The sequence below is a fragment of the Polynucleobacter sp. IMCC 30228 genome (assembly GCF_021395205.1).
Lineage (GTDB): Bacteria > Pseudomonadota > Gammaproteobacteria > Burkholderiales > Burkholderiaceae > Polynucleobacter.
This window is the reverse complement of record NZ_JAJVCS010000002.1, coordinates 335397-348720: the sequence shown is the minus strand read 5'-3', so window position 1 is coordinate 348720 and position 13324 is coordinate 335397. Positions and strand designations below refer to the sequence as shown.

The window sequence follows — 13324 nt, the reverse complement described above, 5'->3', positions numbered from 1 at the left end:
TGTTTGCGAGTTAGAATGCACCAATATGGATTCATTGCATCAAGACCATCAAGAATTCGAGCTAAAACTCGTCTTTCCAGCCGAAAAACTGCCGGCAATTGAAAAATTTCTTCGTAGCAAAGGTGCCCTGAAGCGGCAACACTTGCAAGCTGCTTATATAGATACTGACGACTTTCGCTTAGCCCGTGCTGGCATTGCTTTGCGGCTGCGCAAAGAAGGCCGTCAATGGGTGCAGACCCTTAAAACAGGCACCTCAAGCAACTTTGCCCGGCTTGAACATGAAATAGTGGTACCCCATCGCGGGGGTGGTATTCCAGCATGGTCCTTAGCTGCCCACGCCGAGCATCCTGCTGGAGCCGTACTAATGAAGGCGCTGGTTAATACCTCGGCAGAGGGCTTAGCAGTACGGTATTCCACCGATATATGGCGTCGCAAGGCCCACCTTAAGGCGCGCAACGGCTTGGTTGAATATGCGCTTGATCTTGGTCAAATTAAAGCATTTGATTCCCAAGGCACAGAAAAAACAGTGCCCGTAATGGAGCTCGAAATTGAACTCTTAAGTGGGCAACGCAGTGCGGTCATTGCCCACGCATTAATGATGGTGAAGCGATTTGGCGCCTCTATTGATACGCGGGGCAAAGCTCAACAAGGCTTTACCTTGGCTAATGGTATTCAATCCATCCCACCGGTGCGGGCGGAGTTAGCCCATTTTGCTAATTCCAAGCCAAGCGATACTGAAATTATTTCCACCATTGTGCAATCCTGTTTAGCGCAAATTTTGCCAAATTTAAGTGAAATAAATGCAGGTATTAATCTTTATGATGAGCATTTACACCAGCTTAGAGTGGGTTTACGGCGCTTTAAATCGGCTTTGAAAATTTTAGCGCTGAATCATACCTATATGACCGAACTGCAAATTCAAACACTCGAGCAGGTATTCCAATTACTAGGCACATATCGAGATAGCAATTTTATTGCTGAAAAGTTAAGTCCTGCCTTAAAGGCCTCGAAAGGTCCCGCCATTCAATTAGAAATTATGCCACCGCAAAAACATCCTAGTACATTTTTACGTGCGAAGCCATTTCAAGAACTACTATTGGCCATCATCGCCCTTGGAAATCATAATGTGGAGTCTAGCCTGCCTAACAGCCTATTAAAAAAACGGATTATTGCCATGCTCGATAGCACCTTCCGTGATACCAAAAAACAAGCCGCTCACTTTAAAACTATCGACGATCTCAAGCGTCATCGTTTACGCAAAAAATTAAAATTTTTACGTTACTCGCTTGAGTTTTTTGGAGATTTTTGTCAGCGTAATAAACGTAGCAAATACCTGAAGGTGATGGCTACTGCCCTAGAAAGTTTGGGTAACTATAACGACATCTGCGTGGCGATTCATGAGTTAGGGCCAAGCGTAGAAAAACATTCTCAACATTGGTTTGCCATGGGCTGGTTAAGTGCAGAACAAAATCGGGTACGCGAGCAAAGTAATGAAAACCTTAAATCGCTATATAGCTTAAAAAAAATCTGGTAACTTTGTAAACTAACCGTGATGAAATTTAAATCTCCCGTCAAAAAAGTAAAAAATAAAAAATTAGATTACGAGGCTGAACTTTATTTATTACAAATTGAACTCGTTAAGTTGCAACGTCACTTCATTAAAAATGGCGAACGTATTCTAGTTATTTTTGAGGGCCGCGATGGCGCAGGTAAAGACGGCAGCATTAAGCGCATCGCTGAACATTTGAGCCCTAGAGAAACTCGGATTGTTGCGCTAGGTAAACCGTCCGATCGAGAAACCGGCGAATGGTACTTCGAACGCTACGTAGCGCAGTTACCCAGCAAAGGTGAATTCGCCTTGTTTAATCGTAGTTGGTATAACCGCGCAGGCGTTGAGCATGTCATGGGGTTTTGCACTGAAAAAGAGTATCTTGAATTTATGAAAACGGTAAATGGCTTCGAGGCTATGTTAGTAGGCTCTGGCATCAAGTTAATTAAATACTATTTGGATATATCTAAAAAAGAACAGGCAGAGCGTTTGCTAGATCGCATCAAAGACCCGCTGAAACAATGGAAAACGAGTCCTATTGATCAGCAGGCGCAAAAAAAATGGCTAGCCTATAGCAAAGCGCGCGATGCAATGCTGAAAAAAACGAATAATAGCGCTGCGCCGTGGACTGTGATTCGGGCTAATGACAAAAAAATAGCGCGCATTAACCTAATTCAACATCTCTTATCGACACTAAGCTACCCCAATAAAAATAAGAAAATTTTGAAATTTGACCCACAAATTGTGGTGCAATGGCCAAGCAATTCCCCACAACTCCCGCGATTAGAGCCCTAAATGGGGCTAAAGTTAGCTGTCATATTAATGTCATAATTAAATATAAGAATTGACTTATCAATTGCCCCCCAAACACAGCTTAATGCCACCCATATCTTCCCCTATGAACGAATCCGACCTTTACCGCCGTGCTCAAGAAGAGTTAATGGATAGCTTTGATGAAGAGCTTGAAATGGAGCTTGATGATGACCGACATAACCCAAATCCTCTCACCCCCGATGAGCGCAAGGCCCGTCGATATTATTTTACAGAGCTCATTCGCCTGCAAAGTGAATTAATTAAATTGCAAGACTGGGTAGTGCTGAATCAATTAAAAGTAGTTGTGCTATTTGAGGGTCGTGATGCAGCCGGCAAAGGTGGTGCGATTAAACGCTTTACCCAACGCCTTAACCCTAGAGTATGTCGAGTAGTTGCGTTATCAGCCCCAAGCGAGCGGGAGCGATCGCAATGGTATTTTCAGCGCTACATCAGCAATTTACCTGCTGCTGGTGAAATAGTTCTCTTCGATCGCAGTTGGTATAACCGTGCAGGAGTTGAGCGAGTAATGGGGTTTTGTAATGATGCAGAGTATGAAGAGTTCTTTCGCTCTGTACCAGAGTTTGAAAAAATGCTAGTTCGCTCGGGAATTATTCTAATTAAATATTGGTTTTCAATTACTGATGATGAGCAACATTTGCGCTTTATGACCCGTATTCATGATCCATTAAAACAATGGAAATTAAGCCCCATGGATTTAGAGTCGCGGCGACTATGGGAAGCCTATACCAAGGCAAAAGAGACCATGATTGAACGCACGCATATTCCTGAAGCACCATGGTGGATAGTAGCCGGAAACGACAAGAAAAAAGCCCGCCTAAATTGTATCCATCATTTCCTGCAACAAATTCCCTATCAAGCAATTGAGCACGCACCAATTATCTTGCCCAAGCGAGTGCACAATGCCGACTACACTCGCGACCCGATTCCAGACTCGATGTATATCCCTAAAATCTACTAAATAGTTACTACCCTTTGGGTAGGAATTTGTAGAGAAAAGGTGCTGCCCTTACCTGGTACGCTAGTAATAAGTAGTTGTGCCTGATAGCGGTTTGCAATGTGCTTCACGATCGCCAAACCTAACCCAGTACCTCCAGTTTCCCTCGATCGACTACGGTCTACTCGATAAAAACGCTCAGTTAGGCGAGGTAAATGTTCTGCCGAAATACCTGGACCAGTATCTTCAACAGAAAAAACTCCTTGACCAACTTCGTTGACCACCAAGGAAATCTTTATTTTTCCCCCTTCAGGCGTATAGTGCACAGCATTAGCCACTAGATTACTAAATGCGGAAAGTAATTCCTTTTGATTGCCCAATAAATCATGGCCTTGATCGCAACTAAATTCAAAAATATGTTTACCTTGAGATAAGGCTTCAGCATCATTTTTTAATAAAGCCATGAGCGCTGGCATATCAATGGCTTGTAAAATAGGCGGTTGCAAATTAGCCTCAAGATTGGCTAGAGTTAGCAAATCTTCAACTAAGCTCTGCATGCGCTTTGCCTGCAATTGCATCATCTCTAGGTAGCGAGTTCTTTGCACCTCATCTAAATCTAAATTAAGTACTGTTTCTAAAAAACCTAACATAACCGTTAATGGGGTTCTCATCTCATGAGAAACATTAGCAACAAAATCGCGCCGCATAGCCTCGGTTTTGCGCAAGTCAGTTATATCTTGAGCAAATAGTAAATGGCGGTTTTCGGAAAAAGGAAAAAGCTGCAGCAGCAGCGTTAAATTGCTTGCTTGGCCCATTTGCTCAATTAATAGGGGCTCATCAAAATTACGTTGACTTAAGTAGCGGACAAATTCAGGGCGACGAATTAAATAATTGATTTGCTGTAAAGCATCACGCTTAAAATTTAAGCCAAAATAACTTTCAGCAATCGCATTACACCATTCAATTTGATCACGATCATCAAGCATGACGATGCCATTTGGTGAGGCTTGGAAGGCTTGAATAAAGCGCTCATGCTGCGCCTCAATTTGATGTAATTGTTGGCGTTGCCCACGTAAAAAACGTTGTAGGCGAAATAACACATCTTCCCATTTGCCACTCGTAGAGGGTAGATTTTCAATCTCACCTTGCATAATATATTTACGCAGACGGGCTAAATTAATATAGGAATAAGCTAATGGCAGACCTACTATTGCGAGTGCAATACCTAAGCCGACTTGCTCGCTAAAAAATGACTTACCTACCCCAAATGCAATAATTGCTAGGATTAGGAGAAAAATAAAACGGAAAAGGATTGCAACCATACCGCTATCTTAGTGGGATTTAGGAAAGCGGTCTAGAATACGACTTATAAATGAAATTTATACATGCAATTGTGCTTAATCTATTGCTGATGGGTCTTGCCCACGGGGAATCATTTCGTTTTGTGGCGCTTGGCGACATGCCCTACAACAACGCGAATGATGAGTACCGCTACCTCAACCTTATTCAAGCGATTAATCAATCTCACCCTAAATTTAGCCTATTTGTTGGCGATACTAAATCAAGTGAAACACCGTGTAGCGATGCTGCCACTGAAAAAATTGCAAGTTTTTTTAAACGCTATGAAGCCCCAGTAATTTATAGTATTGGCGATAATGAATGGACCGACTGTTATCGCCCATTATCGGGCTCGTACGATCCAATTGAACGTCTTGCTAGTATTAGAAAAAAATTCTTTAGCTCAAATCAAAGCTTAGGTAAAAACACCCTGACCTTAATACGACAAGCTGATGTCATGAGTGACTTTAAGCTTTATGTTGAAAATTCATACTGGATTCAGGATCAATTTCTTTTTGTGAGTTTAAATATCCCTGGATCGAATAATGATTTTGAGAGAAATATTTTGGCTGTCAAGGAATATTTTAAACGCAACGAAGCCAATTTAGCCTGGATTAATTACACTTTTCAATTGGCTACGGAAAAAAAATTAACTGGGATTATTTTTGCTTTTCAAGCCGATATGTTTACGGGCCAGATTCAATCTGATGATTTAGCAAATGGCTATCGCGATACTGTTCTTAGTCTATCTTCCCATGCTGAGAAGTTTAGCAATGCAGTACTCTTGATTCATGGTGATACCCATCGCTTAAGAATTGATCAGCCACTAAAGACAAGTGATCAAAAATATGTGTTAGAAAATGTTATTCGGGTTGAATTAATGGGAGAGGAAGAGATTCAAGCGCTCGAAATTACAGTAGATGCTAGGCAAAATTCCCCATTTAGCTTTCGGCCTTTAATAGTTAAAAGGAACAGTGAATTTTCTAATTCTGCGCGAAGTAAGTAAGTTACCTTAGCATCCAAGCTAATTCTGGATTGGGTTTTTAGTAACTCGATAACCGCTACCCCGCACAGTTTCAATGAAGTGATCACACTCGGTGAAAGCCAATGCCGCTCGCAAGCGTTTGATATGCACATCTACAGTGCGCTCTTCGATATAGACCTCATTACCCCATACTCGATCGAGTAGAACCGAACGAGAATGAACCCGCTCTGGATTCGACATTAAAAATTGTAATAAACGAAATTCAGTTGGCCCTAAAGCAATAGCTTGCGGCTCGGAATGAGGTGAGGTTGCCATTAAACGATGGGCTACAGGATCTAACTTCAACGGCCCTACAGTGAGGGGTACTTCATCAGTAGACGGTAGTTGTCTGCGTAAGATTGCTTTAACTCGAGCAATTAATTCCTTTGGCGAAAAGGGCTTAGTTACATAATCATCAGCTCCAGCATCAAGGCCTAAAACCTTATCCGCTTCTTCACTTTTAGCCGTTAGCATTAAGATGGGCAGCGCAATAGTCTTGGGGTTACTTCGCAACTCTTTAGCAAATTGCACGCCCGATTTGCCTGGCAACATCCAATCCAGAACGAGTAAATCTGGCATAGCCTCTTTCATCATCAGTACAGCTTGATCGGCCTGAAACGCTCGCTCTACCTCATAACCTGCGTGAACTAAATTAATTGCAATTAATTCAGCAATTGCTGGCTCGTCTTCAATAATTAAGATCTTTATACCCATAAGATACTACGCACTCGAATTAAACAATTTAGTTTTGCTTACCGATGAACTTCACGCACTAAATCTGCATGAGGAAGATGGCGTACATCAGCACCCTTAACAATATAAATCACAAATTCAGCAATATTTTTAGAGTGATCACCAATGCGTTCGATTGCTTTAGCTATCGTCAACATATCAAGGCCCGTAGTAATTAAGCTGGGATCTTCCATCATATAGACGATTAATTTGCGCACAAAGGCGCGAAATTCTTCGTCAATTTGCTTGTCTTCTTTTACCACTTCTGCCGCTGCAATAGTATCTAAGCGTGCAAATGCATCCAAGCTACGCCGCAATAATGAAATAGCCATTTGTCCTGATAATTTAATTTCCGCCACATTAATATTATGGTTAAGGCCCGACTCAATAATACGTTTAGTACGTTTTGCAACTCGCTCAGCTTCATCACCAGCACGCTCTAAATTTGTAATTGCCTTAGAAACTGCCATCACTAAGCGCAAATCTCGTGCCGTCGGCTGACGGCGGGCAATAATTTCTGTACAAGCAGAATCGACTTCAATTTCAAAATCGTTGACCGCTTTTTCACGTTCAATAACTTGATTACAAATTTCTAAATCCATTTCAGTAAATGCGCGCATGGCAGTAGAGGTTTGTGATTCAACCATACCGCCCATTTCTAATAACTTGCTACAGAGCGAATTTAGATCCGAATCGAATTGCGACGAAAGGTGTTTATCTGGCATATGCCCTCTTAATTAGCCAAATCGGCCCGTAATGTAATCTTCTGTTTCTTTCCGCTTGGGTTTAATAAAAATTTCATCAGTTTTACCAAATTCAACCAATTCCCCTAAGTACATATAAGCCGTGAAATCTGATACGCGGGCTGCTTGCTGCATATTGTGAGTCACAATTGCAATGGTGTACTCATTTTTCAATTCATTAATAAGCTCTTCAATTTTCCCTGTGGAAATTGGATCTAAGGCAGATGTGGGCTCATCGAGTAATAATACTGCTGGCTTAACTGCGACACCACGAGCGATACATAAACGCTGCTGCTGACCGCCCGAAAGCGATAAGCCGCTTTGCTTCAATTTATCTTTTGCCTCACCCCATAATGCTGCTTTCTTGAGGGCCCATTCAACCCGCTCATCCATCTCAGCCTTCGAAAGTTTTTCGTAGAGACGTACACCAAAAGCAATATTTTCATAAATCGACATTGGAAATGGGGTTGGCTTTTGAAAAACCATTCCAATCCGTGAGCGCAATAAATTGAGATCTTGCTTCGGGGCAAGAATATTTGCTCCATAAAATAGAATTTCACCTTCAGCGCGTTGACCGGGGTAAAGGTCGTACATACGATTAATTGAGCGTAATAGAGTTGACTTGCCGCAACCCGAGGGACCAATAAATGCAGTTACCTTCTGCTCTTGAATATTGAGATTAATATTTTTTAAGCCTTGATAAGAGCCATAAAAAAAATTTAGATTCTTAATTTCAAGTGCATTAGTCAAAATAAAAGAATTTGTCTCGGTTAAATTGTCGATCAGGGTATCAGTCAAAATCTGTGCCTCTTGATTTTGGTTGGCATTAAAAACGGTTCGCATACTTTTCATCCTTGTACCTTTTCCCTAAATACGACTCGAGCTAAGATATTAAGCCCTAAAACCGCAAAGGTAATTAAAAGTGAGCCGCCCCACGCTAAGCTCACCCAATTATCGTATGGGCTCATCGCGAATTGGAAAATTACCACTGGCAAATTGGCCATTGGGGCATTCATATTGGTCGAAAAGAATTGATTATTCAACGCCGTAAATAGTAAGGGTGCGGTTTCTCCGCTGATGCGGGCTAGTGCCAGTAAAATACCCGTGATGACCCCGCTTTTTGCCGCTCGTAAGGTAATCCAAAAAGCCACCTTCCATTTAGGTGTGCCTAAAGCATAGGCGGCCTCTCGTAAACTGCCGGGTACCAGCTGCAACATATTCTCAGTTGTTCTTACCACTACAGGTATTGCAATTAAAGCCAAAGCAATCGTACCGGCCCAGCCTGAAAAATGGCGCACTTGAGCCACCACTAAAGCATAGACAAAAAGACCAATAACAATGGATGGGGCAGACAGCATAATGTCGGTAACAAAACGGGTAATACCGGCAACTTTGCTTCGATCACCATATTCCGCCAGATACAGGCCAGCCAAAACACCAATTGGGGTGCTAATTAGGGTACAGCAACCAATCAGCATCATGCTTCCGACAATTGCATTAGCCAAACCACCTCCCTCCGATCCTGGAGCAGGTGTGCTGGCAGTGAACATAGCCCAATTAATTGCCGAAAATCCTTTAATAAATAAAATACTTAAGATCCATAATAAAAATAACATGCCTAGGGCCATGGCCGCCATCGATAAAAATAGGCCAATGGCATTGGTACGCTTACGCACCGCAAATACTGCCTGATTAATGTGATTAACTTGATTCATGACTTTAGCCCTTGCTTTTCTTCCATGCGCGCTAACATCCATTTGGCCAGCGCCAAGACAATAAAAGTAATCACAAATAGCGCCAAACCCAATGCAAATAGGGATGAAAAATGCAAGCCCGGGGCGGCCTCACCGAATTGATTGGCTAAGGTAGAGGCAATTGAACTACCTGGCGCAAATAAGGATGGTGATAAACGCAGGGCATTACCGATAACAAAAGTAACGGCCATAGTCTCGCCGAGTGCCCGCCCTAGCCCCAACATAATGCCGCCAATTACACCAGCCTTGGTATACGGAAAAACAATTTTACTAACAACTTCCCAGGTAGTGCAACCAATGCCATAAGCCGATTCTTTAATCACTGGGGGCACGATTTCAAATACATCGCGCATAACCGAGGCAATAAAAGGCAAAATCATCATGGCTAAAATTAAACCAGCGCATAACATGCCAATTCCATTAGCTGGCCCTGAAAAAAGAAGACCAATCAGTGGAATTTTCCCCAAAGTTGCTGCAAGTGCAGGCTCGATATAGTCGGCAAAAATCGGCGCAAAAACAAAGAGGCCAAACATCCCGTAAATAATCGACGGTACTGCGGCCAATAATTCTACTGCCGTACCTAAGGGTCGCCGCAAATACCCTGGACAGATTTCAGTTAAAAAAACAGCAATGCCGAAGCTCAGAGGAACGGCTATTAACAAAGCAATCAGCGACGTGACAACCGTGCCATAAATAGCAATTAACCCACCAAATTTATCTTTACCAATATCCCACTCTGGATCAATAAAAAAACCAAAACCAAATTCATGTAAAGCTGGCCAAGCATTAATTAGCAACGAGGCAATAATTCCTAACAATGCAAATAAAACGAGCATGGCAAAAAATTGAGTCACACGATGAAACAAAAAGTCTTGTACGCGCTGCAATTTAGCGACTCTAATTGCCCGACTAGAAGGCATTGCTGAATTTAAAGCCGCTAAATGCATTACGTCATCGCCTCAATTAATGAATTATGGATTAAATACTAGCCTGTAATCTTCCGTTACTTTGTTTGCACTTTAGTAAACACATTCTTACGAATAAAGTCGGTAGTGGCATCTGGCAAAGGTACATACTCTAAGTCTGTAGCCATTTTCTTGCCATCTTTAAAAGCATAATCAAAGAACTTCAAAACTTCAGCTGCATTGGCTTTATTCTCAGGATTTTTGTATACCAAAATAAAAGAGGCGCCAGTGATAGGCCATGATTTTGCGCCAGGTGCATTGGTAATAAAAGTGCCCATTCCTGGAATCTTCGCCCAATCGGTTCCGGCTGCAGCGGCGGCAAAAGTTTCATCGTCTGGCTCAACATACTGCCCTGCTACATTTTTCAAGGCAATATAAGTTAAGTTATTTTTCTTAGCATAAGCGTACTCCACATAACCAATCGAATTTTTTACTCTGGATACATTAGCGGCAACGCCTTCATTACCCTTGCCGCCAACGGTAGACGCTGCGGGCCACTTTACAGAAGAGCCCGAACCTACAGCATCTTTCCAAAGCTTACTAGTCTTGGCTAAATAGTCCGTAAAAATTGCGGTAGTGCCTGAACCATCGGCACGGGTAATCACAGTAATGTCACCTGCAGGAATTTTTACTCCTGGATTCATAATGGCAATGCGCTTATCGTTCCAATTGCTAATATTGCCTTGAAAAATATCCGCTAAAGTGGGGCCATCCAATTTAATTTGACCCGACTTCACACCTTCGACGTTAATTACTGGCACTACACCGCCAATAATGGCTGGAAACTGCACCATGCCATCTTTTTCTAGCTCTTCAAATGCAACAGGGTTGTCAGTTGCGCCAAAGTCAACGGTTTTAGCCTTGATTTGCTTAATACCGCCACCCGAACCAATTGACTGGTAGTTCATGCCGTTGCCGGTTTTTGCTTTATACGCTTCGGCCCATTTCGCGTAGACAGGGTAAGGAAAGGTTGCGCCGGCGCCAGTGATATCAAGCGCGAAAACAGGCACTGAAAAGGCGGTGGCAGAAACCACTGCACCTACTGTGATGGCTTTTTTGAGCAAAACATTCATTATTAATTAGTCCTTTAGAAGAGCTTAAGTGAGCAGATGAGATTGAATCTTCTCAGTGAGCATAAGACTTCTATATGACCTTTTTATGACAGCCAAAACAAAATTGCTTCAATCGATAAATAGATATATAAATCAGTTATTTATCGTTTCATCTTAAAATATTTTTTAGCTTGCCTTAGGCACTACAGCAGCAATCTGTTCAGCGCTACTTTGCGCCAGAGAAGCATCTTGCGCCTCCACCATGACCCGTAAAACCGGCTCGGTACCCGAGGGGCGGATTAAAACTCGCCCACGCTGACCCAAGGCAGCCTCAGTTGCAGCAATCTTCGCCTGTAGTTGCGTATCGTCTTGCCAGCGGTAATTGGCTGGGGTGCGAATATTGATCAGTACCTGCGGGAAAATTGATACCGCACTCAGTAATTGAGCCAAGCTTTGTTTCTTTTGCCGCATCGCTGCCAAAACCTGCAAAGCTGCAATCGTGCCATCGCCAGTAGTATGGTGATCTAAACAGAGCAAATGGCCCGAACCTTCCCCGCCTAAGAGCCATTTTTTTTGTTTTAGCTGCTCTAAAACATAACGATCGCCAACTTGCGCTCGCTCAAAATCAAGGCCCAAAGTCCGCAGGGCATTTTCTACGGCTAAGTTTGTCATAAGGGTTCCAACCACCCCACCGACCTGCATACCCCGCTCAAGCCGATCCTTGGCCAAGACATAAAGTAACTCATCGCCATTAAAGAGGCGCCCACTAGCATCGACCATTTGCAAGCGATCGGCATCACCATCAAGGGCAATGCCAATATCAGCGCCGGTCTCGCGCACCTTGGCGATTAAAGCAGCCGGTGCAGTCGCGCCACAACGATCATTAATATTGCGACCATTAGGCTCAATGCCAATAGAAATCACTTCTGCGCCTAATTCATGAAAGACATTCGGAGCTACATCGTAAGCAGCACCATTAGCACAGTCGACCACAATTTTCATACCGCGCAAATTCAAATGATTAGGAAAGGTCGACTTACAAAATTCAATATAACGACCAGCTGCATCGCGTAGTCTAAATGCCCTTCCTAAATGCTCTGAGCTAACGCACCCCATCGGCTCTTCTAATAGGGCTTCAATTGCCAATTCAAACTCATCCGATATTTTGTCGCCCTGGGCAGAGAAAAATTTAATGCCATTATCTTGATAAAGATTATGCGAAGCCGAAATAACAATGCCTGCTGAAAGGCGTAAGGCATTCGTTAAATAGGCAACAGCAGGGGTAGGCATAGGGCCGCATAAACTGACATCGACACCAGCAGCAGAAAAGCCTGCTTCAAGAGCGGCCTCGAGTAAATAACCAGAAATTCGCGTATCTTTACCAATTAAAACGGAACAACGCTCGCCTGGCGCAAGATCACGACTAAGCACCTTGCCAGTAGCATAGCCCAAGCGCATCACAAATTCAGGGACGATAGGAAATTGCCCTACTTCTCCACGAATACCATCGGTACCGAAATATTTCTTTTTCATAGATTGATTATAAAACCCGCGCCGCTTCCCATAAGCGAAGTGCATCAAAGGTTTCTGGTACATCGTGAGTGCGAACCAGCGCTGCGCCCTGCTCAACCGCCATAATCGTCGCAGCAATGCCGGGGGCTAAGCGCTCATGCACTTCCTTGCCGCTAATTTTACCCAGCATCGATTTACGGGAAATGCCCAATAAAACTGGGTACCCTAACTCGGTAAATGAGCCAAATTCGCGTAACATGCGTAAATTATGCTCAAGGCTTTTACCAAAACCAAAGCCAGGATCGAGAATAATTTGCTCAGTACTAACCCCTGCTGCCTCTACTTCTTTGGCCCGTTCGGCTAAAAATAATCTCACATCTGTAACAACATCTAAATATTCAGGATTAAATTGCATGGTTTGCGGGTCGCGTTGCATATGCATTAGCACCACGCCACAGCCTGCTTGATGAACCACTTCTAATGCCCCCGGTTGGCGCAGAGCCCAGACATCGTTTACGCAATCGACACCTAGCTTTAAGGCCTCTAGCATGGTTTGTGGCTTATAGGTATCGATTGATAGGGCGGTGCCACAATCGCGCAATGCTTCAATGATGGGCAGTACCCGCTCAAGCTCAATATCTACTGGCACCGCTTCAGCACCAGGGCGGGTTGATTCGCCACCAATATCAATAATGTCAACGCCACTGGTAATCATATGCTCAGCTTGACGCAAAGCGGCATCACGACTAGCAAAACGCCCCCCATCTGAAAATGAATCGGGTGTCGCATTCAGAATCCCCATGACTAAAGGACGCATGCGTTTCTGCCAGTCAAAAAGAAAACGCCCACAGCGCCAAGCCGTGGGCAGATTTTGCACGTACATTACA

The 13324-nt window shown here is 43.3% G+C and carries 13 protein-coding genes; 4 read left to right on the top strand and 9 right to left on the bottom strand.

Features of this window, described 5'->3' with window-relative positions:
* The first annotated feature begins 25 nt into the window (after nucleotides 1-25).
* The 3 genes from LZT21_RS05550 to ppk2 (LZT21_RS05540) all read left to right on the top strand — a co-directional run bounded on the left by LZT21_RS05550 (nucleotide 26) and on the right by ppk2 (LZT21_RS05540) (nucleotide 3341).
* The gene (locus tag LZT21_RS05550) at nucleotides 26-1534 is read left to right on the top strand and encodes a CHAD domain-containing protein (protein WP_233989744.1); all 1509 of its coding nucleotides are present in this window, start codon (nucleotides 26-28) and stop codon (nucleotides 1532-1534) included.
* Nucleotides 1535-1552: 18 nt separating this feature from the next.
* Entirely contained in the window at nucleotides 1553-2344 is a 792-nt protein-coding gene (gene ppk2 / locus LZT21_RS05545; RefSeq protein WP_233936364.1) for a polyphosphate kinase 2, read from the top strand.
* Between the two features lie 103 nt (nucleotides 2345-2447).
* On the top strand, nucleotides 2448-3341 hold the full coding sequence (gene ppk2 / locus LZT21_RS05540) for a polyphosphate kinase 2 (RefSeq protein WP_233924035.1): 894 nt from the start codon (nucleotides 2448-2450) through the stop codon (nucleotides 3339-3341).
* Here the strand turns inward: ppk2 (LZT21_RS05540) and phoR are convergent.
* Nucleotides 3338-4639 carry a phosphate regulon sensor histidine kinase PhoR gene (gene phoR, locus LZT21_RS05535; protein ID WP_233924034.1) on the bottom strand — a complete coding sequence of 434 codons (1302 nt, stop codon included), beginning with the start codon at nucleotides 4637-4639 and terminating at the stop codon, nucleotides 3338-3340. The genes ppk2 (LZT21_RS05540) and phoR overlap by 4 nt on opposite strands.
* Nucleotides 4640-4689: 50 nt before the next feature.
* On the opposite strand from phoR, the gene LZT21_RS05530 reads away from it, so the two are divergent.
* Nucleotides 4690-5661 (top strand): hypothetical protein, encoded by a 972-nt coding sequence (locus LZT21_RS05530; RefSeq protein WP_233989742.1) that lies wholly within the window; start codon nucleotides 4690-4692, stop codon nucleotides 5659-5661.
* An 18-nt stretch (nucleotides 5662-5679) separates the two neighbouring features.
* Here LZT21_RS05530 and phoB read toward each other — a convergent pair whose 3' ends face one another.
* From phoB to folP, 8 genes are all read right to left on the bottom strand, one after another.
* On the bottom strand, nucleotides 5680-6393 hold the full coding sequence (phoB, locus tag LZT21_RS05525) for a phosphate regulon transcriptional regulator PhoB (protein WP_233924032.1): 714 nt from the start codon (nucleotides 6391-6393) through the stop codon (nucleotides 5680-5682).
* Between the two features lie 38 nt (nucleotides 6394-6431).
* On the bottom strand, nucleotides 6432-7136 hold the full coding sequence (gene phoU / locus LZT21_RS05520; RefSeq protein WP_233924031.1) for a phosphate signaling complex protein PhoU: 705 nt from the start codon (nucleotides 7134-7136) through the stop codon (nucleotides 6432-6434).
* A 12-nt stretch (nucleotides 7137-7148) separates the two neighbouring features.
* Nucleotides 7149-7997, bottom strand: a complete 849-nt coding sequence (gene pstB, locus LZT21_RS05515; protein ID WP_233989740.1) for a phosphate ABC transporter ATP-binding protein PstB — start codon at nucleotides 7995-7997, stop codon at nucleotides 7149-7151.
* Between the two features lie 5 nt (nucleotides 7998-8002).
* The gene (gene pstA / locus LZT21_RS05510) at nucleotides 8003-8869 is read right to left on the bottom strand and encodes a phosphate ABC transporter permease PstA (protein ID WP_233989738.1); all 867 of its coding nucleotides are present in this window, start codon (nucleotides 8867-8869) and stop codon (nucleotides 8003-8005) included.
* Complete coding sequence (gene pstC, locus LZT21_RS05505) at nucleotides 8866-9855, bottom strand: phosphate ABC transporter permease subunit PstC (RefSeq protein ID WP_233924029.1); 990 nt, start codon at nucleotides 9853-9855, stop codon at nucleotides 8866-8868. The genes pstA and pstC overlap by 4 nt, the downstream gene beginning before the upstream one ends.
* 56 nt (nucleotides 9856-9911) lie before the next feature.
* Complete coding sequence (gene pstS, locus LZT21_RS05500; RefSeq protein WP_233989737.1) at nucleotides 9912-10946, bottom strand: phosphate ABC transporter substrate-binding protein PstS; 1035 nt, start codon at nucleotides 10944-10946, stop codon at nucleotides 9912-9914.
* A gap of 165 nt (nucleotides 10947-11111) precedes the next feature.
* Nucleotides 11112-12458, bottom strand: coding sequence for a phosphoglucosamine mutase (glmM, locus tag LZT21_RS05495; RefSeq protein WP_233936337.1), 1347 nt, complete (start codon nucleotides 12456-12458; stop codon nucleotides 11112-11114).
* Nucleotides 12459-12465: 7 nt separating this feature from the next.
* Nucleotides 12466-13320 carry a dihydropteroate synthase gene (gene folP / locus LZT21_RS05490; RefSeq protein WP_233924026.1) on the bottom strand — a complete coding sequence of 285 codons (855 nt, stop codon included), beginning with the start codon at nucleotides 13318-13320 and terminating at the stop codon, nucleotides 12466-12468.
* Nucleotides 13321-13324: the final 4 nt, after the last annotated feature.